The organism is Planosporangium thailandense, assembly GCF_011947195.1.
Taxonomy (GTDB): domain Bacteria; phylum Actinomycetota; class Actinomycetes; order Mycobacteriales; family Micromonosporaceae; genus Planosporangium; species Planosporangium thailandense.
On sequence record NZ_JAATVY010000012.1, the window covers coordinates 154,189 to 176,857 of the forward strand.

At 68.7% G+C, this 22,669-nt stretch carries 26 protein-coding genes and 1 pseudogene; 13 read left to right on the forward strand and 14 right to left on the reverse strand.

Going from position 1 to position 22,669, the window contains the following annotated elements:
• Positions 1-100: 100 nt before the first annotated feature.
• Entirely contained in the window at positions 101-658 is a 558-nt protein-coding gene (locus HC031_RS18100; protein ID WP_167926520.1) for a CcdC protein domain-containing protein, read from the reverse strand.
• On the opposite strand from HC031_RS18100, the gene HC031_RS34805 reads away from it, so the two are divergent.
• From HC031_RS34805 to HC031_RS18120, 5 genes are all read left to right on the forward strand, one after another.
• The gene (locus HC031_RS34805; protein ID WP_420813653.1) at positions 578-952 is read left to right on the forward strand and encodes a restriction endonuclease; all 375 of its coding nucleotides are present in this window, start codon (positions 578-580) and stop codon (positions 950-952) included. The genes HC031_RS18100 and HC031_RS34805 overlap by 81 nt on opposite strands.
• Positions 953-1,162: 210 nt before the next feature.
• On the forward strand, positions 1,163-1,912 hold the full coding sequence (locus HC031_RS18105) for a hypothetical protein (RefSeq protein ID WP_167926521.1): 750 nt from the start codon (positions 1,163-1,165) through the stop codon (positions 1,910-1,912).
• Complete coding sequence (locus HC031_RS18110; protein ID WP_167926522.1) at positions 1,909-3,000, forward strand: hypothetical protein; 1,092 nt, start codon at positions 1,909-1,911, stop codon at positions 2,998-3,000. The genes HC031_RS18105 and HC031_RS18110 overlap by 4 nt, the downstream gene beginning before the upstream one ends.
• Positions 2,997-4,460 carry a hypothetical protein gene (locus HC031_RS18115; RefSeq protein WP_167926523.1) on the forward strand — a complete coding sequence of 488 codons (1,464 nt, stop codon included), beginning with the start codon at positions 2,997-2,999 and terminating at the stop codon, positions 4,458-4,460. Before HC031_RS18110 ends, HC031_RS18115 begins: the two co-directional genes overlap by 4 nt.
• On the forward strand, positions 4,457-5,749 hold the full coding sequence (locus tag HC031_RS18120; RefSeq protein ID WP_338090716.1) for an AAA domain-containing protein: 1,293 nt from the start codon (positions 4,457-4,459) through the stop codon (positions 5,747-5,749). The genes HC031_RS18115 and HC031_RS18120 overlap by 4 nt, the downstream gene beginning before the upstream one ends.
• 45 nt (positions 5,750-5,794) lie before the next feature.
• On the opposite strand, the gene HC031_RS18125 is transcribed toward HC031_RS18120, so the two are convergent.
• Positions 5,795-6,352 carry an NAD(P)/FAD-dependent oxidoreductase gene (locus HC031_RS18125; RefSeq protein ID WP_167926562.1) on the reverse strand — a complete coding sequence of 186 codons (558 nt, stop codon included), beginning with the start codon at positions 6,350-6,352 and terminating at the stop codon, positions 5,795-5,797.
• 599 nt (positions 6,353-6,951) lie between these two features.
• On the opposite strand from HC031_RS18125, the gene HC031_RS18130 reads away from it, so the two are divergent.
• Entirely contained in the window at positions 6,952-8,235 is a 1,284-nt protein-coding gene (locus HC031_RS18130) for an MFS transporter (RefSeq protein WP_205862869.1), read from the forward strand.
• On the opposite strand, the pseudogene HC031_RS18135 reads toward HC031_RS18130, so the two are convergent.
• Positions 8,208-8,366 (reverse strand): annotated as a pseudogene (locus HC031_RS18135) (ISKra4 family transposase); the annotation flags it as partial. The gene HC031_RS18130 and the pseudogene HC031_RS18135 overlap by 28 nt on opposite strands.
• Before the next feature lie 74 nt (positions 8,367-8,440).
• On the opposite strand from HC031_RS18135, the gene HC031_RS18140 reads away from it, so the two are divergent.
• Positions 8,441-8,659, forward strand: a complete 219-nt coding sequence (locus HC031_RS18140; protein ID WP_205862870.1) for a TauD/TfdA family dioxygenase — start codon at positions 8,441-8,443, stop codon at positions 8,657-8,659.
• 60 nt (positions 8,660-8,719) lie between these two features.
• On the opposite strand, the gene HC031_RS18145 is transcribed toward HC031_RS18140, so the two are convergent.
• The 3 genes from HC031_RS18145 to HC031_RS18155 form a co-directional block, all read right to left on the reverse strand.
• A complete protein-coding gene (locus HC031_RS18145; protein ID WP_476704272.1) occupies positions 8,720-9,115 on the reverse strand; it encodes a TSCPD domain-containing protein in 396 nt (131 codons plus the stop codon).
• Between the two features lie 394 nt (positions 9,116-9,509).
• Positions 9,510-9,995 (reverse strand): hypothetical protein, encoded by a 486-nt coding sequence (locus HC031_RS18150; RefSeq protein WP_167926526.1) that lies wholly within the window; start codon positions 9,993-9,995, stop codon positions 9,510-9,512.
• Between the two features lie 33 nt (positions 9,996-10,028).
• Positions 10,029-10,289, reverse strand: coding sequence for a hypothetical protein (locus HC031_RS18155; RefSeq protein ID WP_167926527.1), 261 nt, complete (start codon positions 10,287-10,289; stop codon positions 10,029-10,031).
• Positions 10,290-10,701: 412 nt separating this feature from the next.
• On the opposite strand from HC031_RS18155, the gene HC031_RS18160 reads away from it, so the two are divergent.
• Complete coding sequence (locus HC031_RS18160) at positions 10,702-11,361, forward strand: hypothetical protein (RefSeq protein WP_167926528.1); 660 nt, start codon at positions 10,702-10,704, stop codon at positions 11,359-11,361.
• 3 nt (positions 11,362-11,364) lie between these two features.
• On the opposite strand, the gene HC031_RS18165 is transcribed toward HC031_RS18160, so the two are convergent.
• Entirely contained in the window at positions 11,365-11,721 is a 357-nt protein-coding gene (locus tag HC031_RS18165) for a nucleotide pyrophosphohydrolase (RefSeq protein WP_167926529.1), read from the reverse strand.
• Positions 11,722-11,763: 42 nt separating this feature from the next.
• Here HC031_RS18165 and HC031_RS18170 point away from each other — a divergent pair, with 42 nt between their 5' ends.
• Positions 11,764-12,465 carry a ComEA family DNA-binding protein gene (locus HC031_RS18170; protein WP_167926530.1) on the forward strand — a complete coding sequence of 234 codons (702 nt, stop codon included), beginning with the start codon at positions 11,764-11,766 and terminating at the stop codon, positions 12,463-12,465.
• Positions 12,466-12,472: 7 nt separating this feature from the next.
• On the opposite strand, the gene HC031_RS18175 is transcribed toward HC031_RS18170, so the two are convergent.
• A complete protein-coding gene (locus HC031_RS18175) occupies positions 12,473-13,384 on the reverse strand; it encodes a phosphorothioated DNA-binding restriction endonuclease (protein WP_167926531.1) in 912 nt (303 codons plus the stop codon).
• Between the two features lie 182 nt (positions 13,385-13,566).
• Between HC031_RS18175 and HC031_RS18180 the strand changes: the two genes are divergently transcribed.
• Genes HC031_RS18180 through HC031_RS18195 form a run of 4 tightly spaced genes read left to right on the forward strand, consistent with a single transcriptional unit; the run spans position 13,567 to position 15,580 of the window.
• A complete protein-coding gene (locus HC031_RS18180) occupies positions 13,567-13,887 on the forward strand; it encodes a type VII secretion target (protein ID WP_167926532.1) in 321 nt (106 codons plus the stop codon).
• Positions 13,884-15,038: a WXG100 family type VII secretion target gene (locus tag HC031_RS18185; RefSeq protein WP_167926533.1), complete on the forward strand. Its 1,155-nt coding sequence runs from the start codon at positions 13,884-13,886 to the stop codon at positions 15,036-15,038. The genes HC031_RS18180 and HC031_RS18185 overlap by 4 nt, the downstream gene beginning before the upstream one ends.
• Complete coding sequence (locus HC031_RS18190) at positions 15,038-15,322, forward strand: hypothetical protein (RefSeq protein WP_167926534.1); 285 nt, start codon at positions 15,038-15,040, stop codon at positions 15,320-15,322. Before HC031_RS18185 ends, HC031_RS18190 begins: the two co-directional genes overlap by 1 nt.
• Before the next feature lie 33 nt (positions 15,323-15,355).
• The gene (locus tag HC031_RS18195) at positions 15,356-15,580 is read left to right on the forward strand and encodes a hypothetical protein (RefSeq protein ID WP_205862905.1); all 225 of its coding nucleotides are present in this window, start codon (positions 15,356-15,358) and stop codon (positions 15,578-15,580) included.
• Between the two features lie 97 nt (positions 15,581-15,677).
• Here the strand turns inward: HC031_RS18195 and HC031_RS18200 are convergent, their stop codons facing one another.
• The 6 genes from HC031_RS18200 to HC031_RS18225 form a co-directional block, all read right to left on the reverse strand.
• Positions 15,678-18,764: a DUF3427 domain-containing protein gene (locus HC031_RS18200; protein ID WP_167926536.1), complete on the reverse strand. Its 3,087-nt coding sequence runs from the start codon at positions 18,762-18,764 to the stop codon at positions 15,678-15,680.
• Positions 18,765-18,879: 115 nt separating this feature from the next.
• The gene (locus HC031_RS18205; RefSeq protein WP_205862872.1) at positions 18,880-19,299 is read right to left on the reverse strand and encodes a PIN domain nuclease; all 420 of its coding nucleotides are present in this window, start codon (positions 19,297-19,299) and stop codon (positions 18,880-18,882) included.
• Positions 19,299-19,553 (reverse strand): type II toxin-antitoxin system VapB family antitoxin, encoded by a 255-nt coding sequence (locus tag HC031_RS18210; RefSeq protein WP_167926537.1) that lies wholly within the window; start codon positions 19,551-19,553, stop codon positions 19,299-19,301. The genes HC031_RS18205 and HC031_RS18210 overlap by 1 nt, the downstream gene beginning before the upstream one ends.
• A 103-nt stretch (positions 19,554-19,656) precedes the next feature.
• Positions 19,657-20,640, reverse strand: a complete 984-nt coding sequence (locus HC031_RS18215; RefSeq protein WP_167926538.1) for an ADP-ribosylglycohydrolase family protein — start codon at positions 20,638-20,640, stop codon at positions 19,657-19,659.
• A 56-nt stretch (positions 20,641-20,696) separates the two neighbouring features.
• Positions 20,697-22,016, reverse strand: a complete 1,320-nt coding sequence (locus tag HC031_RS18220; protein WP_167926539.1) for a carotenoid oxygenase family protein — start codon at positions 22,014-22,016, stop codon at positions 20,697-20,699.
• Positions 22,017-22,052: 36 nt separating this feature from the next.
• The gene (locus HC031_RS18225; protein WP_167926540.1) at positions 22,053-22,664 is read right to left on the reverse strand and encodes a GNAT family N-acetyltransferase; all 612 of its coding nucleotides are present in this window, start codon (positions 22,662-22,664) and stop codon (positions 22,053-22,055) included.
• Positions 22,665-22,669: the final 5 nt, after the last annotated feature.

Here is a 22,669-nt window from a genome sequence, read left to right on the forward strand (position 1 = left end):
GGATACGCCGCGGACGTTCCCCGGTGGGCGGCCTGCCGTTGGCGCCCTCGGTCGGGCCCGGAGCGCGACCCGGCGGCCGACGTACGGTCCCGGGCGCGGCTCAGTCGGTCAGCGTGGCGGTGGCGGCGCCCTGCGGCGCCGTCTCGACCCGGTGCCGGCGGTGGCGTGCCAGCAGCAGAATGCCGCGGGTCACCCACATGCCGGCGCTCAGGAAGATGAGGTCGGTCGAGATCACGCGCAGCGGCGTCGGGTGGGTCATCGCAACGGTGCCGTTGGGCCCGTACTGGGACGGGCCCGCCGCGAACTGCACGGCGATCCGGAGCACGAAGGTCGCCAGGATGATGGCCATGAAGACGGCGTCGCCGCGCATCCACAGCTCACCGGTGTTCGGGTCGGTGTAGAACTTCACGGTCCGCACCAGCAGCCATCCGATGCCGCAGCCGGCGGCCAGCGCCACCGGGGCCACGATCAGACCGAGCGGCGACGACACCAGGATCGGCGCGCTGCCGACGATGGCGAGCAGCAGCAGGAAGCCGATGATCGCCGTACGGATGCCGATGGCGCGGGGACGTACCGGCTGTGGGCGGGCGCGCCGGTACATGCGGAGAATCACCAGGCCGGCGATGAGGGCGATCGGCACGATGCGGGCTGCGGTCACGAGCGGCAACGGTACCAAGGGAGATCAGCGGGAGGGTTTGGAAGATCCAGGTCGACGTCGGCTTCGACCGCATGGGAGGAGAAGAAGGTCGGCCACGGCATCCTCGTCACAACCTCCTGGTTCACGGCGGGTGGGTGGCAGAAGGCACGCGACCATGGTCGAATCGAACTCGTCGACGGCCAACGCTGGGTGCATCTCATCAAGGAGCACCTCGGCAAGGACGTCCTGATCGGCATGAAGCGACCCAGAAACGCGAGCACCGGTCCCGCTAGAAATCCGACTGCGAAGCAGTGAGCGGTGCTCTCGAAAATAGTGAGCGGCGCTCTCGTCGGTTCTTCAGAGCCGGTCAGTGATCGGGGTCGTGTCATGTCGGTGCTCCTGGCCAGGGGAACCCTTCGGAGTCCTTGCCGGTCCCGGCGCACGCTAGCAAGTCGGTGCCGTCGGAGACGAAGGTCATCCAAACTGGTGATTGCTGGAAAATGCTGGAACCCGTAGGTTCGGCCGGTGCCCACCCCGGTAGACGTGCTCGAGCGCCGCATCGACGAGCTGCGCGTCGCCGTACGCCAGGCTGTGCTGGCCGGCGACCGGGCCCAGGCGACGGCGCTGCGCGCGGAGCTGCGGCGGGCCGAACGGGAGTGGGACGACGCGCTCGACGAGTTCGCTGACCAGACGCCGGTTCCGCCGCTGCTTCCCATCCGTGACCAGGTACACAACGCGCTGACCCTGCTCGGCGTGCCGGCCGCACCGAAGCTGCTCATCGCCGTCCACGAGGCGTTCTTCGCCGGCGAGATCGTCGGCGCGCGGCTGACCAGCCTCCGCCGCGATGAGGAGCGGTCGTTCCGCGCCGCGCCGCGTCAGCGCCCGTACTATCTCTGCTCCGCCCTGACCGCCGACCTGCTCGCGCCGGCCCGCGGCCTCCTCGCCGTCTCGACCTGGCCGCTGGACCGTCGCATCGTCGGGCCCCTCAGCGCTCGCGTCGACTTCCTCACCGCGGCGATCCGGATCGCCGAGCAGGCCGAACGGCACCCCGGGGCGGAGCGGCTGCTGCGGCGGTTCGCCGTCAACATCCCCGGCGCCACCGATTCTTCCTTCGCCGACGTGAAGCCCGAGGTGGTGGTGCGCGCGGCCCGCGCCGAGCTCGCGGTCCACGAAGGCGCGGACCGGTCGCACCGCGAAGCGGCCGCCGAGCGGGCCCGTACCCAGCTCGACGACGCGGCACAGTTGTTCGGGAGCCGGGAGTTGCAACGCACATGACGTCCCCAGAACGCCTGCGCGGCGCTGCCGCGCCGAAAAGCCACAACGCGCGTACGATCGCCGCGCTCACCACAAACCCCGGCTGCTCCCGGCGCGCGGTGATGGACGCGGCCGGAATCGACAAGGAGCGGCTGGCGGCGTACGTGGGTTTCCCGGCGCGATTCGGTCAGTCGCAGTTCGCCATCACGCGCGGAAACGTGTTCGAGGCGCAGCTGAAAGCCGACGGGTGCGCGGAGCTGCTTCGCCTGTTGCGTGAGGTGCTGGGGCTGCCGATTCCGCAGGTGTCGTACGACGACCTGGAGTCGGTCGACCAGCTGGACGCGCGAGCTGACCGGTCCCGGGAACTTCTGACGCGGGCCGCGGGCGGTGAATCCGGGACGCTGTTCGACCACCCGCTGCTGCGGCTGGAGGTCGGCGGCCGGTGGGTCTATCTTGAGCCGGATCTGATCGCACTGCAGTTCGGTGGCACGTTCTACGTCGTGGAGATCAAGTCGTTCGCCGTCATCGACGGGCAGGCCGACGGTACGAAGGTGTCGGCTGCCGCGACCCAGGCGGCCGTGTACGTGCTCGCGCTGCGCCGGCTGCTCGCCGAGGCCGGGCACGACCCGGGGCTCGTCTCGCACGAGGTCGTCCTCGTCTGCCCGGAGAACTTCTCCAACCGTCCTGTTGCGACGCTGGTGGACGTACGCAAGAAGCTGTCAGTGTTGGAGCGGCAGCTGGCCCGGATGGCGCGGATCGACCCGATCCTCGAATCGCTGTCGCCGGACCTCACGTTCGACCTACGGCCCGACTCCTCCGGTGTGCCCCAGCGGCCCGTCGCTGAACTGGTCGACGGGCTCGGGCAGATCGACGCGCGGTATTCGCCGGAGTGCCTGGCAAACTGCGAGCTGGCGTTCTTCTGCCGGCACGAGGCGCGCGGGACGACCGCTTCCCTGGGGAAGTCGGTACGCGAGGAGCTGGGCGGGGTTCCGTCGGTCGATCTCGCGCTGTCACTCGCGTCGGGTGCTGTCGCTCCTGCTGATGATCAGGAGGAGGCGGCCGCGATGCTGCGGTTCGCCGCACAGCTGCGTTCGGAGTGCCTGTCGTGAGCGCGTTGACGGCGCTGGCCCGGGTGTCGGCGGTCTCGTCCGGTGTGGCGCAGCGGATCGCGACCGTCCGGCACGTTCACCTGTCGGACCGGCCGCTGGTGTTCATCCCGTTGGCGTTGGCGGGGGAGGCGAACGCTCCACTGGCCGCGCTGGTCGGCTCCTCGTTCGACTCGCCACAGCTGTTGGTCGTGCTGCAGCCGCGCAACCGGGACGAGCGGTTTGCTTTTGCCGCCCGGTTGGCTGCGGTATTTCTGTCGTATGTGGACAGTTTCCGTGGGGAGACCGAGACGGTGCCCGCCGGGCGGAACACGGATCCGCGCGAGCGGTATGTGGACGCGCCGCAGATTCTGGTACCGAATGGTGGCGGCGTCGGGTTTGTGCGGCTGCTGGGGCGGTCGACGCGCTTCCGGCGTACGGAAGGGGAGTACGCGGTCGAACCCTCGGTACCGTTGCTCGGGCGGTGGCTGACCTTCTTCGCCGAGCGGGCCGAGTACCCGGGATCATCGTTGCTTTTGAATATGACGGGGGCGCTCGGCATGCACTGGGCGACCGGCCAGAGCGCGGTCGAGGACGCCAACCTCGCGGCGCTGGTCGGCTGGATCGACCCGCCGGACGGGATGACCGGCGCTGACGCGGCGCTGGAGGCGGAGGATCCGCTGACGTGGCCACCGGCCGGGCCGGCGACCGACCCGACCTTCGACAACGAGATACTCGCGCCGGCGATCGAGGCGGGCTCGCTGTCCAGGCTGGAGTCGGCGCTGCGCAGACAGTTGGAGCCGACGTGGGAGCTGATGTGGCGCGGCGTTTCACTGCTGCGTAATTTGCCGCCGGGGGCTCGCGTCGAGCGGCGCTGGGCTGAGGATCGGGACGCGTTCACGGGGTATGCGTCGTACGTCGATGAGGGCGGGTACCCGCAGGCTCGACGGGACGGGGCGGTCGCCGCGGCGCAGCGCCTGGCGCGGCTGGAGCGGGCCCAGGTGCTGTACGACGCGCAGCGGGCGTACGACGACCCGCTGATTCTGGCGGAGTACCGGCTGACCGGCGAGGCGTTCGCGGGGACCGTGACGGCGTCGGCGCCGGACCGGATAGACGACAGCGGCAAGCGGCGGGTGCTGCGGCCGCGAGTGACGGTTTCGTCGTCGGACCCGGTTCGCTTCGAACCTGGGGTTTCGGTGGTGTCGCCGGCGCGGCCGTCGCAGACCGGCCGCGTCGTGTCGGTGTCGCCGCTGCCGTCGGGTTTCGAGGTCGTGTTGGAGCTGTCGGGCGGGATGGGGCGCGGGCTGACCGCCCCGCCGGGGAGCGTGCCCGAGGTGGGGGAGCGGTTGACGTACACCACGCTGACGGAGTCGTACCAGGCCCCGGCCGCCTTCCCAGCGCGCGAGGAGACACCGTGGACGCACGGCGGGCCGCCGGTCGAGTACGTGCCGGACGATGACGATGCGGTGGAGGAGTGGTCGTGAGTTCCGTTCTGCCCGCCGTACTGTCTGATCTGACCTCGGGCTCGCATCGGGGGGTGGTCGTCGACTCGCCGCCCGGGGCGGGGAAGTCGACGCTGGTGGTGAATGCGACGGCTGCCATGGTGTCCAATGGGCACCTGCCGTTGATGATCGTGGCGCAGACCAATGAACAGGTCGACGACCTGATCGTTCGGCTGGTGGCTGCGCTGCCGGCGGGCGTCGGCGTCGGGCGACTGTCGGCGCAGGGGTACGTGGCGCCGTCGCGGATCGCTTCCCACGCGCAGGTGACCGTCGGGTCGAAGGTGGCTGACCTCGGGCCGGTGCTGATTGTGATTGGTACGGCCGCGAAGTGGGCGACCCTGTCGGAGGGTACGTGGCCGTGGGCGATCGTGGACGAGGCGTACCAGATGCGCTCGGACATGCTGCTGCGGATCGCGAACCGGTTCGACAGGGCGTTGTTCGTGGGGGATCCGGGGCAGCTCGACCCGTTCTCGGTCGTCGAGAGCGAGCGGTGGACCGGGCTGACGTGGGACCCCATGCAGAGCGCGGTGGCGGTGCTGCTGCGCCACAACCCTGACCTGCCCGTACATCGGTTGCCGGTGTCGTGGCGGCTGCCGTGCTCGGCGGCTCCCGTGGTGTCGCAGGCGTTCTACCCGTTCAGCGGGTTCACGTCGGGGACCGGTGAGGGCGACCGGCGGCTTGGTTTGTCTGGTGCCGGGGCCGGTGGGCCGCTTGATGCGGCGGTCGAGATGGCTGCCGACACGGGGTGGGCGCTGTACGAGCTGCCGGCCCGGCACACGTTGCGTACGGATGCGGAGGCGGCGGAGGCGTGTGCGTCGCTGGCTCGGCGGGTTCTTGAGCGGGGCGCGGTTGCCTACTCGGAACAGGCTCGTGACGGTGCTCCGGTGACGGCGAGTCGGATCGCCATCGGGGCGGCGCACCGGGACCAGGTGGCGGCTATCCGGTCTTATCTGGGTGACCTTGACATCACCGTCGACACGGCGAACCGGCTCCAGGGTCGGGAGTACGACGTGACGATCGTGCTGCATCCGCTGTCGGGGCGGCGGGACGCCACCGCGTTCCACCTGGAGTCGGGGCGGCTGTGCGTGTTGACGTCACGGCATCGGCACGCCTGCATCGTGGTGGCGCGGGCCGGGATCCCGGATCTGCTGGACGCGCATCCATCGACGGAGCCGGTGCACCTGAACGTGCCGGTGAAGTTCCCGGACGGCTGGGAGGCCAACCAGGCGGTCATGGCTCATCTGGATGGTCATCGCGTGGCTCTCAGCTGACGTTTCGTTCCCTGATCGCGGCAGTGCCTCGCTGTGGGCGGCCGGTCAAGAAGTTGCTCGGGATGCCACCTCGGTCGCGCATCCCCATGACAGCGTGACGCCAGCTCCACCGTGGCCGTAGTTGTGAATGACGCGGATATCGCTGACCTGTTGCTCCTCGATCCGAACTGCCGGTCGGCTAGGGCGCAAGCCCACTCGGTGCTCGATGATGGGGGCATCGCGCAGGAACGGTGCAATCTCTGTGCACCTTGCGACGATGGCCGCCGCGACAAGCGGGTCGGGTTCGCGGTTCCAGGTTCCGGGCTGAGCGGTACCACCGAGAAGGAGCGTCTCTCCCTGAGGATAGAAGTACAACAGGTCGGGGGAGAGACCCGTGTCTTCCGAGAAGAACTCGCTGATGCCCGGGTTCTCGACCACCACAAGCTGGCCGCGGATGGGTATCACAGACACGTCATCTCCAGCGCGACCGGCCGCTGCCTCGAGTGCGGATGGCTCGGGTCCTGCGAGGAACGAGACAGCGCAATGGCAGTTTTCGTCCGGACGCTTTGCCTGCCGCACCGCCAGCCGGGTGCCACACGACCGGAACTCGTAGGCGCTCGCCATGTGCGTGCGCCCGGGTTCAGCAGCACAACCGGTCGATACGCGGTGGCACTCGGGGTTCAGCACCAGGCGGATTTGAGACGCGCAGGGGTGCCACCGCCGCTCGGCTGAACGAGGGCGTCGCAGCGAGGAAATGGATTGGGTGCGGCTCTGTTGAGGTGCGGCGACATGCGGTCTGGCCTGGGGTTGTGTGACTGGTTGTGATGATGGCGGGCTCCTTCCCGCTACGTTCGGGTTGCGAGACGTGAACGTCGACAAGAAGGATTCCGGTGCACCATCCGTCGCAAACTGTCGGCGATGGCCGATCACTGCGTTCGGCTTCTCGACGCCCACGAGTCGCGGAAATTCGGTGGAAAAGTCGTCAGCATCGAGGCGGCGGGATCTCAGGACGCCGCAGACCGGTCGCGACCGTGGTGGGCTGATCTTGCCCAGGGAGGAGTGGAGACCTACTCGATCGACTGTGGGCACGAGAAGATGATGAACGTGGAACCTGTTTTGAGCATCGGGAAAATCTTCTCGGACCTGTTCGCGCGGTACGGTCCGGCACGGTAATCAGCGCTGGAGTCTTCTGTTGCGAAAGTCTAGCCGGAGGAATTCTCGAAGTGCCCACGAAGGAATCTGACGACGCCAAGGTGAGACTGGGAAGTCGCTTCCACAGACTCTTCGGCGCCACGCTCGTGTCGGCCATCGGCACCGGCATGCACGCCGCCGCGTTGCCCCTGCTGGTCCTGCAGAGCACCAGTAGCCCGATGGCGTTGAGCTTCGTCGTCATGGCCGCCGAGATTCCCTGGGTGCTGCTCTCGCTGCACGCCGGTGTCGTGGTGGACCGGCTGGACCGCCGGCGGGTGATGGTGTGGGCCGACCTGGGCCGGTTCGCCATCCTGGTCGCTCTCGCGGTGCTGATCCTGACCGCGCAGGTGAACCTGGTGTGGCTGGTGCTCGCGGCGTTCCTGCTGGGCATCGGCCAGGTCTTCTTCGACATCGCCGCCCAGTCGGCCATTCCCAACTTCGTGTCGCGGGATCCGCGGAGCCTGGCAACGGCGAACGGGCGGATCGTCGCGGCGGAGAGCAACGGTGAGGACTTCGTGGGGCCTCCGTTCGGCTCCGCGCTGTTCGGCGTGTGGAACTTCCTGCCGTTCGCCGGCAACGCTCTCTCGTTCGCCGCCAGCGGTCTGTTGATCTTCTCGATCCGGACGGACGCCAAGCCGAAGGAGACGTCCGAAGCACCGCGCAAGAGCGTGCGGAGCGAAATCGTCGAGGGCATTCGGTGGTTGTTCGGGAACCGAACCCTGCGCGCGCTGGCCACGGTTTCCTGTCTCGGCAACGTCGCCGCCACCGCTCAGTTCGCGATGCTCGCGCTGCTGGCCAAGGAGGTCCTCGAACTTCCGGATTTCGGCTTCGGTCTGTTGCTGACGGCCACCGCGGTCGGCGCGACGGTCGGGGGACTGGCCGCCGCGGCCGCCAGCAAGCGATTCGGCCCCGGCACGGTGATGCTCGCGGGCAAAGCCGGCGTGGGCGCGGCCATTCTGGTTCTGGGACTTGTCGCCAATGCGTGGGTTGCGGCCGCGATGATGATGGTGACCGGTGCGCTGATGACCGCGGAGAAAGTCGTGGTGAGCACATTGCGCCAGCAGATCGTGCCTAATGAACTCTTGGGGAGGGTGCTCTCGTCGAGCAGACTGGTGGTAATGATTGGGGGGCCGGTTGGTGCGGGACTCGGCGGCGTTCTCGCTAGCTTGTTCGCCGTCCAGGTCTCGTACGTCGCCGGTGGTGTTTTTCTCATCCTGGTGACGTTGGTCTTCTATCCCGTGCTGAACAACCGCGCCCTGGCAACGTGCGGCTCTCGTGAGGAGACTGTCTACCGGGGGATGACTCTGCCGCGGTAGCGGCCGTTGTGGATGCGTTGTTGTTCCTGCGCTAAGTGCCAGTCCCAGTACCGGTCGAAGTCTGCGTTGCTGATCAGGGCGCGGAGTTTGAGGATCGCCTCGGCGCCGTCGAGTCCCCAGCGGGCGCCGCTCCCGGCCGACCCTGGCTAGGGAGGGCGTCGAGGAGATTGCCTACCACCCGGTCCTTGAGTTGTGCGGCGGTACCTTGCTGCTGCGCTTCTCCACCTTGGACATGTTGGCCGACGACGACCTGTCGAGCACCTGGATCCGTGCCGGCCGTCAGTTTTTCGATGTGAACAAGACCTCGATCAGGATTGATCGAGGTGCAGTGCTGATCTGGGACAACTGGAGAATGCTGCATGCACGAAACGCCTTCAGCGATCCGGGCAGGCACCTGCGCCGCGTTCTGATCGCCCAGCGGTAGCTCGGACCCTCGTCGTGGTGGGTGCGCCGGAAAATCGGGGCGCCCACTACGCACGGATTCTCAATGACGGTCGGGTACGAAGTCTGCCGTCAGTCGCCGGACCACGTAGTCCATGACCGACGTTGCCTCGGGAATCTCCTGGTCGTCGGTGAACCCAGCCGGCTCGAACTCCAGGCCGCGTAGCCGCTCTGCGATCAGCTCCATCGGCACCCCGTGCTGTAGAGCCAGCGAGGTCACGATCGAGAACGCCTCGGCCAGCCCGGCCATCGTCGAGCCTTGCTTGCCCAGCCGCAGGAAGATCTCACCCAGCTGGCCGTCAGCATGCGCTCCAGCCGTCAGGGTGCCCTCGGCTCCGCCTACCTGAAACGCCACCGTGTATGACTGGCGGACCCGCGGAAGCCGGCGCCGGTCGACCCCCGTCGTAGCCGGTTGAGGGGACTGCGTAGCCACTGTCATCACGCCTCCAAGGCACAAGACTTAGTGGGAAGTCTGTTAACCGGGCACAACATCTCGTGCTGGAGCAGCTTAGCGGTGGCGTACGACAGTTTCTAGGATGCGCCGCGCCTGGCGCGAACGCGGCTGATGACAACGAGAGCCTGGCGACGCGGAACTGCGATGGAGAGTCGGGCATAGTCCAGCGAAAGGATCGCGACCAGGACGGCATTCCGGCGGAAGCCACCCCGGTTGCCGCGTACTACGACGGCGCGGACTGCTACCGGCCGCAGGCGGCCGTGTACGTGTGACCACCGTTGAAGCCGCGACGGGGGAAGAGCGTGTCGCGGATGGGCTGCCGGACGCTGTGGCACAGGCGCGGGAATCCGTGCTGTTCGGTCGAGTCAGCTCCGAGCGGTCACCGATCCCACTGAGTGGATCGTCCGTCATGCACGGGCGCAGCCACGACCAGTGACCAGCCGAGAGGGGAGAGGGCCTCGACCAGCTCGGTGCCGAAGCCGCCCAGGTCAGTGACGAGGCAGCCGACATTCAGATCACGGGCCGGCGCGCCGATCTTCTGCAGCACCTGCCGTGAAACGTCGAGATCCCGCTCAGCCCAGCCAGGGCCAACCGGCTCCGTGGCTGTTTCCCGTGCTCCCTCAATGCCCACCATCAGGGCGAAACCGGCGCTGATCTCCTCCGTGAAGTCGCGTTCCGACCGGATCCGCAGGGACTTGATCGGGCCCCGGTCGTGCTCGTCGGCATCGAGCCTGTGGAACGCCCAGACTCCTGAGCCGCCCACGTACAGGTTGGCGAGGACGTCAACGCTGCGAGGATTTCCGGAGTTGCGGTCGGCGCGGCCGAAAACCACGGTCATAGCCAGGTCGGACATGTACTTCTCCATGAATCTGTCAATGACGTTGCGCTGGATGGGGAGCTATCCCGCCAACTGGCGCCACCAGGCGGCGGCGTCGGCGAGGACGGACATGCGGGCGTCCACGGTCATGTAACTGAACTCGTACGGCGCGCTCTCGTCATCCAGGAACCTGCCCGTGAACGTGGGCCGCTGCCCGTTCGGGTCATGCATGACGAGCACGTCGATGGCCAACCCGTCGTCCACATCTTCCACGACGCCGAAGCACACCCCGCCGCCGAACCAGACGCGCGGCCCGCCGGGCTCCTCCTGGCCGGCGGCCACCCGGCCGAACCAGTCCGCTGCTGCCGCGACCTGGTCGGCGCTCCAGGTACGCGGTTCCCCGATGATTTCTCATTCATCGCTGTACAGACGGTTGAGATACGAGGGCCGGAGCCGGACGCCGTCCGCCATGCGGTCCACGAGTTCAAGTGCGAAGTCCACCTCGTGGAAGCCTTCAAGCAGCATTGGAGCATTTCCTGTCGTCGTGGGATCCGGCGTCTCGGTCCACACCGTACCGGCCGGATCTGTCGAAACTGGGTTGCCGCCACGGCGAGGTTCCGGTGCCGTGCTCCCCAGCGTGCCACGCACGGTTGACATCCAACGGTCACCCGAAACGACCTTTCGGTTACTTTCTGTGCAGCGCTTTCCTCCGTACCCTCCACATTGGTTCATGGCTTTTGGGGGTGTTCTGGTAGTGACCGGCTTGGAAGCTCCTGGTACCGACGAGCGTCCGCGCACCGCGGGCGCGGCCCTCTCCATCGCCGGCAAGCCCGCCCACAATCGCCATTTCAACCTCAGCCGGGACGTGATCGCCCGAGCCGAGGTCAGGGCCAAGCAGGACGGTGTCTCGCTGGCCGAGGTTCTGCGGGCCGGGCTCGACGAGTACATCGACGGGATGCCCGACGAGGCGAAGACGATGCGGCCCGGCGATCCGACGCCGCTTCCGCATACCGTTGTCGAGGCCATCCGGGAGGTGTGGGTGACCGGCGAACGGGACCGGCAGAACGCCTTCCTGTCATTGTTGACCAGGGCCGGATGGTCGCAGAAGGTCCTCGCCGACGGGCTCGTTGCCTCCGGCATCGTGTCGTCGATGAGCCGGCAGGGCGTTCACCATCGGGTCCACCAGGCGCCCGCCGAACTTCCCGACGGCCTTCCGGTGCTCGCGGTACGCCCGCCTCTTCGCCGCCCGCACCGGGGTCAGCCCGGCGGGGCGCACGACTTCTCGCTGCGGATCGCGGACGACCAGTACGCGCTGGCGACGCAGCGCGCGACGTACGAGGGCTCGCAGATGACCGCGGTACTGGAGGACATTTTCATCCGGTACGCGGCCGGTGAGTTCTCGCTGGAGGCGTAAGAGTCACCGGTCGTGCGTTGCTTTCGCCGCCGACCCGCGGGAGGTCTCGACCGGGTACCGCCTGGCGGAGTCCTCCAGCTTGTCGAGCGCGGCCCGGACGAGGTCGACGCCGAGGACGTCGGCGAGCCGGGTCAGGTAGATGACGACGTCGCCGAGCTCGGCCCGTACCCGGGCGCCGGCCTCGGGGTCGTCCATGACGGCGGCGGACTGCTCCGGGGTGAGCCACTGAAACTCCGCCACCAGTTCGCCCATCTCGCCGGCGGCGGCCATCACGAGGTTCTTGGGCGTGTGGAACTGGCCCCAGTCCCGTTCGTCGGCGAACGTACGCAGCCGCTGGGCGAGCTCCTCGACCGATGACATGTACACGACATTATCGTCGTGGCCGGGATCTATGATCGGCCCGTGCAACCGCAGCCAACGTCACCCGCTGGGCCGGATCGTCGTCCGATCACCTGGTGGTGGTTTCTGGTACCGCTGCTCACCTGTGGCATGGGAACGTTCGTGATGGTGCTGGTCGGCGGGCTCAAGCTGCGGTCCCGCTTCCACACCGTCGCGGCCGCCGGGTACTTCCTGCTGACGGTGATTTTCTTCGTCGGCGCCCAGTTCACCACGCCCGGCCACGTCGGAGTGGCGGATGCGGTGATCACGCCGTTCTTCCTGGTCGACTGGCTGGGCGGCACCGCGCACGTCATCGTGCTCCAGATGAAGGCGCGCGGCGCGGCTCCGGTACCCGTGGCCGCGGCATCCTGGCCGACCGGCACCGACCCGGCGCTGGCCGCCGCGCAGTGGCGTGCCCAGCGTCGCCAGGAGGCCCGGGCGCTCCTCACCACCAACCCGCCGCTCGCGGCCGAACTGCGCATCGGCCGACCCGACTTGCCCGGGCGGCAGTACGACGACGGCGGCCTGGTCGACGTCAACCACGTGCCGGCGGGGTACCTCGTGTCCGAACTGGACCTGACGCCCGACGCGGCGGCGGAGATCGTCGCCGAGCGTGAGCGGCGCGGCGGCTTCAGCAGCCCGGACGAGCTGGTCATCTTCTGTTCGACGATGACGCCCGAGCGGCTGGCGATCATCCGCGACCGCCTCGTCTTCATACCTGTCTGAACAGATCTCACGCCGCGAGCGGCGCGCCCTTGAACACCTCGCGCCGGTGCCAGGCCACGTGCTCGGTCGCCGGCACCGCGGTGCCAGGGCGCGGTTCGAGGGTACGGCCGTGCAGGTCGTACAGTGCGCGCCCGGCGTTCGTGCGCGCCGTGAACGCGTTCGAGACGTGGATGCGCAGCGAGGTGTCGAGCCCCAGCACGCCCAGGTCGAACAGCTTGTGGTGCAGGACGCACAGGGCCAGCCCGTTGTCGAGGCTGTCCGGGCCGTCGAAGGCGAACCAGCGTACGTGGGCGGCGTCGACACCGACGGACGCGCCGCCGAGCTGACCGTCGTACCCGCAGAAGGCGCACTGGCGGTCCCACGCCTGCAGGATCGCGGTGCGCCAGGCGGGATCGCGGTGGCGCAGGGCGGTAGCCGCAGGATCGGTGGCGCGCAGGATGTCGTCCGGGTCGAGCCCGACCGCCGCGAGCACGTCCGGGGCGACCGTGGGCGGGAAGTGGCTGTCCACCAGCGCGCGGGCGGCCGACCGGAGCAGTCGCGGGTCGCGGCGCAGCGCCACCTCCAGCGACGCTTCGAGCCTGCCGACGACGTCGTGGGCGGCCAGCGGGCTCACCTTGTCCATCGGTACGTCCCGGCTCAGCGTCCACACCCCGTCGCTGCGCAGCCGGGTGAACGGGTACGCCGCGCTCTGCGCCCGTCCGGTCTTCGACGCCGGACCGAACTCGGCGATCAGGTCGCTCAGCTGAGCCTCGGCCTCGGACCAGGGCAGCTCGCTCGACGCGCGGTTGGCCAGGCGGCCGAGCGCCAGCAGCACCAGCAGCGGCTTGTGCGGTGCGCGCCGGCCCCGGTACTGGTTCTGGCGCAGCGACGCCAGCCGAGCCAGTACGTCCTGGTGAGAACCGATCCGACCGACCACCATCCTCGGATGATCTCACGACATCGAGTGGTGGGTTCCTGTCCGCAGCCCGAGCAAGGGGTTCTCGGACGTGGACGATGGTCGATAGGGTGGGCGGCGCAACCGGCGTGGGCCGCCAGGCGGTCCCGGACAGGGGAGTGCGGTGATGCGGACAGGTACGCGCAACGTGTCAGGTGGGGGCGCCGATGCCGTCCGCTGACGGAACCGACGTCACGCCGGCTGAGCTGGTCGCGCACGCCGGGCACATCGAGACGATCGCCGGACAGGTGAGCACAGCACGGCAGGCCGGCGACGCCGTCCGGCTGGATGCCGGCGCGTACGGCAAGCTGTGCACGATCGTGCCCGCGCTGCTCGGCGGCCTGCAGAACCTGCTGGTCGACGGCATCGACACCGCCGCGCGATCCCTGCACGATACGGGTGCGCGGCTGCGTACGGCCGCCGAGTCCTACCAGGCCGCGGACGCCAGCGCCGAGGCCCGCCACCAGCAGGTCTGGGGACCGCAGTGACGATCAATCCGCTGGTCGCGGCGCGGGTCGACCAGCCCGCCGATCCGTGGGCCGGGGTGTGGATCGCCGAGGACATCGAGCTCATCGGCCAGGGCGTCAAGAACGGCAGCTGGATCGACACCGGCCTCGGCGTGGTCGGCGCCGGCCTCGACGGTCTCGCGATCGTGTCCGACCCGGTCGGGGCGCTGCTGCAGTACGGCGTCGCGTGGATCATCGAGCACGTCAAGCCGTTGACGGAGGCGCTGGACTGGCTGGCCGGCGACCCGGGGCAGATCGCCGGGCACGCCCAGACCTGGCGCAACGTCGCGGCCAGCCTGCAGACTTCGGCCGAGGACGCGGCGCGGGCGGTGCGTTGGGACGTCGCCGAGTGGGGCGGCACGGCGGGGCCGGCGTACCGGGACTGGGCCGGCCAGCAGCACGCCGCCCTGGGCGCGTTGGGCAAGGCGGCCGAGACGATGGCCGCGATCACCGAAGGCGCGGGCGCGCTGATCGCCGCCGTGCGCATGCTCGTACGCGACGCGATCGCCACCTGCGTGTCCCGGCTGATCGTGTACGCCGCGGAGGAGGCCGGTTCGCTCGGCCTCGCCACCCCGCTGGTGGTCGAGCAGGTCTCCACCCTGGTCGCATCGTGGGCGGGAAAGATTGCCCGCTGGCTGAAAGACCTGCTGTCGAGCCTGCGCCGACTGGAGCCGGTCGTGCGGAAGCTCAGCGAGTACATCGACAAGCTCAAGGAGCTCCTGAGTCGGCTGCGTGGAAAGCCAAAGGCATCACAGGATGGGACGACTCTTCAACGGGTTCGGGGGAAAGGCACCGGCCCAAGGCAACCGATGAATATGGATTCCGTGCGGCAGATCGCAGCCAAGTACGGAATAGACATCTCGAGGCTGAGAATTGACATCAACAAGAGCGTGGCCGGCCGATTCGGCAGAACCCGTGCCGACGGCTCTATAGAGTTGTGCCGTACCGCGTTCCAAAGCGAGGAGGACCTTGCGCGTACGTTGGAGCACGAGAAGTTCCACTCCGACGAACTGGCCAGCGGAAAGACGTACCCGAAGGACATGAACGAGGCTGAACTTTGGGAAGACCGTGCCTACGCGCACGAGGACGACTGGTGGAAGAATCAGCCGGTCCGACCGGAAGGGACAGGCTGATGGCGACCTGGGACGACTGGAGCGCGAAGTACGAGGCAGTGTTCGAGGCGATCCCGGAGGACCCTCACCTACCGTGCCCGAACTGTGGCGCGGACGCTCTCCGCTTGGTCTTCACCGGTCACATGTCGACCGCCACCGGGTACGCCTCATTCTGGTGTGACAACTGCCTGCAAGGCATCGTGATCTCCCGTGCACCGATTCCGCCGGGCGCGGCGGTCCGCTCCATCGAGTTGCCCCCAGAGGATCGCCTGCCCCGGATTCCCAACTTCACGCTCGTCGAGTGACTGCGGTTCAGAACAGCGGCGGTAACGGTGGGCATGATGGTGACGGCTCGCAAGGTGACCGAAGACAAGGACGAAGTTCGGTATCAGTTCGGATTCGACCGGCAATTCGACCGGATTCTTGTGATCAACAAGGTGAACTGGGAGACGAGATCAGAGGACGGCAACTTCGATTCGGCTGTCGGAATGATCGCAGCCAAGATCAAGAAGACGTGGAGAGAGCAGGGCGAATTCCCTCCAGGTGCGATCTTCGCGAGTTGACCGTCGTCTGACTCTCCGCCCTACGCACGACCCGGTTACCCTCAGGCAGTTGCCGCCATAGGCCTGGATACGTTCTCTACGCATCCGCCGACCTGCATCAGCCTGCCGCCACTCGCGCCGCGTGGAACACATCCGCCGGCAAGGGCTTCTCCAGCCGCCAGAGGATCCGCATCGGCCGGTCCCCACTGTGCTGCACGTACCGCATCCGCCCCGCGTACAGGTACGGCGGCACTCCGAGCGCACCGTCGCTCTCCTTGCTCTCCCGTAGGAACAGGTGCACCGACGATCCGCGCGCCACGTGATTCACGTACCGCTGCCCGGTCGGCGACGCCGTCGACGTGGTGCTCTGTGACTCCCACTGGAACAGCTCCGGGGTGATGGCCCGGTCCTCGTACATGGTGGTGGGGGAGTAGTGGGCCAGGGTCTTGTTCAGCGTGACGAAGAACAGGTCGGCCTGCTCGGCCTCGACCCACTTCACGCCCTCGCGGACCGGCTCGGTGACGCCGAAGGCGGCGCGTACCTCGTCTCGGCTGTAGCAGGCGTGAAGCGTTAGCGGAATCCGGCCGGTGAGATCGACGGGCCGGCCGACTCGGTGGATTCGGGACCGCAGTACCGAAGCCACCTGCAGCAGTTCGTCGCAGCGTTGCCGGTCGGCCCACAGCCGCTCCAAGCCTTCCTCAAACGAACACGACGAGCCCCACAGCAGCGCGTGCAGCATGGCCGCCAAGCGCCCGGCCGACGGCCGCGAACCACTAGCCACCTCTGACAGTAGGTCCAGTCGCCGAAGGTCATCGACGTGCAGCATCCGACCGATCGCCGAGCTCAGCACGGTGTCGTCCGGCCCAGGTGAGGACGGATCGAGCCCGGCGAGGCGCCGCAGGCCGGTCCACCCTCCTCGGCTCTTCGAGCGGTACAGGTCTTCCAGCTCGAGCCCGGTCTCGGCGAGGAAGGTGTCGAGGCTCACCTCCCCGAGCCGGTGCAGCTCCGAGACAACGTCGGGCCACCGCAGCCGCAGCGCCGCCTGCACATTCTTCAGCACGACCTGCTTGGCGACCGGGTCCAGCTGGATGTGGCAGCCGGCCGGCAGTGTGGGGAAGTCGCGCTCGACGTCGCGGGCCAGCTCACGCCGGCTGATGCCGGTGATCGCGCGGTACCGGAGGTCGAAGCGGAAGTCGGCGTGCTGGGCGCCGATGAAGTCCAGGACGGTCAGGCACGGCTTGCCATCGGCGAGCCGCAGCCCACGCCCGAGCTGCTGCAGGAAGATGGTGGCGCTCTCGGTCGGCCGCAGCATCAGGATCGTGTCGACCGCGGGTAGGTCGATACCTTCGTTGAACAGGTCCACGGTGAAGAGCGCCTTCACGTCACCTCTCAACAGCTTCTGCACGGCCTCGTGGCGCCCGTCGCCGTCGAGCCGGGAGGTGACCGCGACCGCCGGTACACCGGCCCGCTCGAACCAGTCCGCCATGAACCCGGCGTGCTGGATGCTGACGCAGAACCCGAGGGCACGCATCCGGCCGACGTCGACCTTGTCGCGCACCGCCTGCAGGATGAGTCGGGCCCGGGCATGGTGGCCGGTGTACAGGTTGCTCAGCTCGCCCTGGTCGTACCCTTGCCCGCGCTTCCACCGAATCGTGGACAGGTCGACGTCGTCATGGATGCCGAAGTACTGGAACGGCGCCAGCAACTGCCGCTCCAGCGCCTCCCACAGCCGTAACTCGACTGAGGTACGCCCGTCGAACCAGCTCCGGATGTCCTGGCCGTCGGCGCGTTCGGGGGTCGCGGTCAGTCCGAGTAGGACGCCTGGCTTCAGGTGGTTGAGGAGCCGGGCGTACGTCGGGGCCTGCGCGTGGTGGAACTCGTCGACGATGACCATGTCGTACCTGGCCGGGTCGAGCTCGTTGAGATCGAGCCGGCTCAGCGACTGGACGGACGCGAACACGTGCCGCCACTCGCGCGGCCGTTCGCCGCCGACGAACGTCTCGCCGAAGCTCCCGTCGCGCAGCACATGCCGGAAAACCGAGCGGCTCTGGTGCAGGATGCGCTCCTGGTGCGCCACGAACAGCAGCGAGTCGACGGTACCGACGTCACACAGTCGCTTGTAGTCCAGCGCGGCGACGACCGTCTTTCCGGTACCGGTGGCCATGACCACCAGGTTGCGCCAGTGGCCGTGGACTTCGCGCTCGGCGGCCAGCTCATCGAGGATCTCCCGTTGGTAGCCGTACGGGCGTACGTCGAGGCTGGTGATGTCGATGGCCAACTCCGGGGAGCCGGTGCCGGACTCCGTCTCCAGTGCCCGGCGCAGTCGTTCGGCGTCGCGTTGCGGTGTGTACTCCTCGAACGCCGGATCGTCCCAGTACTCGTCGAAAGTCGCCGTGAAGGTCTCAAGGATGTGCGGCTGTTCGAGCGCGGCGATCCGCACGTTCCATTCGAGGCCGTCGACGAGCGCGGACTTCGACAGGTTCGACGAGCCGACGTACGCGGTACTGGCGCCGGTCTCCCGCCGGAACAGCCACGCCTTGGCGTGCAACCGGGTCGTCTTCGTCTCGTAGGACACTCGGATCTCAGCGCCCAGTTCGGCGAGCCGGTCCAGCGCCCGCTGATCGGTCGCACCCATGTACGTCGTGGTGATGACCCGTAGCCGCCCGCCCCGTCCGATGAGGTCCCGGATGGGTTCTTCCAGCAGTCGAAGGCCGTGCCATTTGATGAAGGCGCACAGCAGGTCGACTCGGTCGGCCGAGGCCATCTCGGTGGCCACCTCGTGGCCGATCCGCGGCTGTCGACGCCCGTTCACCAGTAGCGCCCCGCTCGACAAGGGCGTCTCCGGGCGGGGCGGGAACACGACCGAAGCGGGCGCCGTCGGCCGATCCGTGATCGCCCGCAGCAGTAGGTCAGGTGGCGCGGCGACGAGGTCGGCCGGCTCGACAGCCGCAGGTGCGAGGTCCGCTATCGCCGCTGCGATCCGATTGGCGATCTCCACCTGGCGGACCAGCCGCTCTCTGTCGTCGCCGGGTACAGCTTTCAGCGCCCGGTGAGCCAACCCCGCGATGTGGCGCGACAGCACGACGTCGGCGTCGGCGGGGTCGAGTGGCTGACGGTCAACCAGGTCGGGGGCGACGGGCAGCAGTTGCTCATCGAGTCGACGGGTAATGAGATGCTCGTACGCGCCACGGGCAAGATCCGTCACCAGGGCAAGGTACGTCAGCATCGATGGCCGCGTCGATCACCGATCCGGATGTCAACTGCCGGCGGAAGATCAGGGAGAGCCGCCTACTACCGGAGTCCATGAAGGGCGACCCGCGCTACAGCGACCCCTTCGGGGCTACCCACTCGACCGGTTGCCCGGTGATCGCAGCAATCCGGTCGTAGTCGGCGTCGTAGTGCAGCACGGTCGCACCGTGCAATTCGGCCGTCGCGGCGATGATGAGATCAGGTAAGCGGAAGTGGCGGTGCTGGCTCGTGGCGGCTAGTTCCCTGTGAACGGCCAATGCTCGGTCCATCGCCTCCGTCGTCACGTCGATCCAGCGATGCCCATGCAGCGCGCCCCACAGGATTTCGTAGCCCTTGGGGTCGGGGGCGTTGTTGAGGTACTCCAGGGCGGTCATCTGGCACGCCGCGAGCCGGCCCTCGCTCAGGAGTGTCTCGAATCGCCGGCGCACCCGTGGATGCCGGCCTTGCAGCACGTAGACGGATGTGTCAGCGAGGTAGACCGCGCCAGCCATCAGGCCGCTGCGGTGTCTCGGGCATTCTCGGCCAGCCGCGACAGATCCCGGCCGCCGCCATAGCCCCACGCCTGGTCGGAGTCGTCGAAGTCCATCTGCACGCTGTCGAAGGCGGCCACGATCTCGGCTGCCTGCTTGCGCTGGGCGAAGATCCGCAGCGCCGCGTTGATGGTGGCGACCTTGGTGTCGGTGCCCAGGGCCTCGCGAGCGGCGTCGAGCCACTCGTCGTTGACGTCCACCGTGATGCGTGTCATGCCTCAAACGGTACACCAAGATCACAGTATTGAGTGCACCAGAATTAGTGCAGTTGACGCACCTGCCCCTGGTGGCGATCCTCAGAAACGGCGCGCGAAGCCCCTAATTCTGCGTCCCGCCCTGGGCGGTGAGCGCCGCCAACCGGACCAGCCCAGCCGCGTCCACCCCCGGCCACCCGTGCACGATCCGCCGCCAACCCTCAGGTACCGCGGTCTCACCCCACCGCGCCCCCAGCAGCGCACCCGCGATGGCGGCGACGGTGTCGGTGTCGTTTCCGGCCCGCACCGCCGCGTACAGGGCGTTCTCGAGATGCCCCGGGCCTTCCGCCGTATGGATGATCGCCGACCATGCGGCCTGGAGGGCGGGTACCACGAAACCGTTGGGCCGGAAGCGTTCCGGTTGGTGCGCCTCGGCGTCGGCGAGGTAGCCCGCCCACCGGTCGCGGCGGTCGGGCTTCAGCAGGTCGAGACCTTCCCGTACGCCGTCGAAGGTGCCGTCGAGTACGGCGCGGCGGATGCCGGCGCACCACAGTACGCACGCCTCCCCGGCGAGCGGGTCGTAATGGGTGAGCTCACTGACCGCCACGGCCGCCTCGGCGAGCGCGTCCGGGTCGTCGAGGTACGCGAGCGCGACGGGCGCGGTACGCATCAGGGAGCCGTTGCCGGCCGAGCGGCCCGTCCGCTGGTGCAGGCCGGCCGCGGCGGCGCGCATCGCGGCGGCGAGCCCGTCACCGGCGTGGCCGCGTACCGCACCGAGGACGGACGAGGTCTGGGCGCCGATGTCGGTCGCGCCCTCACGCTCCCACCGCAGGAAGTTCGCCGCGATCCGGTCGAGGGCCGGCTCGGTACGGAGGTCGGCGCCCGTGGCGGACACCTCGGCGATACACACTGCCATTTGGGTGTCGTCGCTGTACTCGCCCGGCGCGTAGTCGCCGAGCCCCCCGCCGAGCATCTCCGGCCGCTGGTCAGCACGCAGCGGCTCCTTGAACTCGTACGGCACGCCGAGCGCGTCGCCACAGGCCGCGGCGAGCAGCGCCCCGGCCACCCGGTCGCGCTGTACGTCATCGAGGCGGGGGAGGGCGGTCATCGTTCTCCTGAGACGGTCCGGTAGGCGGGCAGCGCGGATAGGCTACTACCAATCGGCTACTCCCGATCCGCGATCCATGATCCGTGGAATCCGGCCGGCACCCGCCGGGGCAGCCGTACCGACGCCACAACCGCCAACTCCACCGCGTCGAGCACCACCAGCGACGACCCGGCCGGGTCGCTGACGATACTGATCAGCCAACCCTCGTCCTCGGCGCGCGCCCCGTCCGCGGGTACGAACACCGCCTCGCCGACCTGCCGATCCGTGCCCAGGTCGCGCGTTCGGGCAGCACCGCGGAAAACCGCGTACTTGACGATCGCGTGCTCGCTCACCGCGTACAGATAGTCGCAAAGCCGACCGGTCCGGCCGTCGTGATGGGTCGGCAGCTCCACGTACCGGTCGTCGAGGACCTCCTCCTTGCGGGCCCCGGTCGCGGGGTCGAGCCGCCAGCGGTGCAGCCGCCCGGTGCTGGCGACGGCGGCGGACCGGGCCGGGTCGGGGTGCCCGGCGACCTGCTCCCAGACCGACGCGAATCCGGCCGGGTCGTACCGCACGGCGTCGAGGACGACCGAGCCGCCGGGATCGGAGTACGCGTTGCCGACGTGGAACACGTAGCAGGGCTCGACGTCGAACCATCGGACAGCGCCGGTTCCGTCGCGGGGCATCACGCCGATCCGGGCGCCGTACCGGTCGTCCCACCGGTACGGGATGCCCTGCGGGAGGAGGGCCAGGTCGAACACCACTGGCAGGTCGAGCCACACGACATGCTGTGAGGTGATCGCGAAGTCGTGCATCATCGTCGGTCCGGCGACGGGGATCTCCCGGCTTTCGACCAGCTCCCCGGCTGCCGACAGGCGGTGGTACGTGAGGTACGGCGGCAGCGCCGAGTACCCGAAGAAGTGCAGCTCCCCGCTGTCCGGGTCCTGCTTCGGATGGGCGGTCATGGCGGTCGTGAGCCGCTGGCCGAAGTCGCACGGCCCGACGGTGTCCAGCTCAGGCGTCAGCTCGTACGGCAGGCCAACCTCGACCAGCGCCAGGATCCGGTCGGCGTGGCGGATGACGTGGGTGTTGGCCGGTACGGCGGTGAGGTCGATCGTGAAGTCGGGCCGCAGGTACGGCGCGCCCGACAGGGCGCTGGTGCGGACCCAGCGGTTGCGGTACCACTCGGCGCGGCCGTCCCGCAGCCGTACCCCGTGGATCATGCCCGGGCCCAGGAACCAGTGTCCGGGGTCCTGACCGGGGAGCGGGTTGGGCCCGTTGCGGAAGTACCGGCCGGTCAGCTCGGCGGGGAGCGCGCCGGCGACGGGCAGGTCGACGGCGTCGATCTCGTCAGGGACCGGCGCCAGGTAACCGCGCAGATAGGCAGGTCCGGCCACGAAATCGCGCTACCCGCCGAGAGTCGGGCCGAACCGCTACCGCGCCGCCGGTTCGCGCCACATCGGGTACAGGCTGGGCCCGTCCGGCAGGTCGAGGGTGAACGGCATCCGCCGGAAGCCGTGCCGGGCGTACAGGGCGGCGTTGCGCTCGCTGCTGGCCTCCAGGTACGCCGGGGTGCCGGCACTGTCGAGCACGGCGAGGTGGTGGCGCAGCAGCGCCGTGCCGACGCCGGTGCCCTGCCGGTCCGGGCGCACGCCGATCAACGGCAGGTACGCGTGGTCGCGGTGGTGCGGGTGATGGTCGGCCATGAGGCCGTCCAGTACGGAGAAGCGGCTGAAGTACTCCGGCCCGATCGCCTTCTCGACCGCCGCGTCGAGCGGGTCGCCGGAGGGCGCGTCGGCGCGCACGTCGATCGGCAGCCACAGGGCCGTACCTTCGTCGTCGCCGGCGACGTGCCCGAGGCCGGCGGCCAGGACGAGATCGACGAACGGCCGGAAGAAGCCCGGGTGCAGCCGGCGGCGGTCGGCTTCGGATTCGAAGATCCAGCCGCTGACCGGGTCGTCCATGAAGGCGGCGCCGAGCAGCGCGGCCAACTCCTCGGCATCGTCGCGGGTGGCGCGTCGGATGCTGATGCCGGGCAGGGTCATGTAGT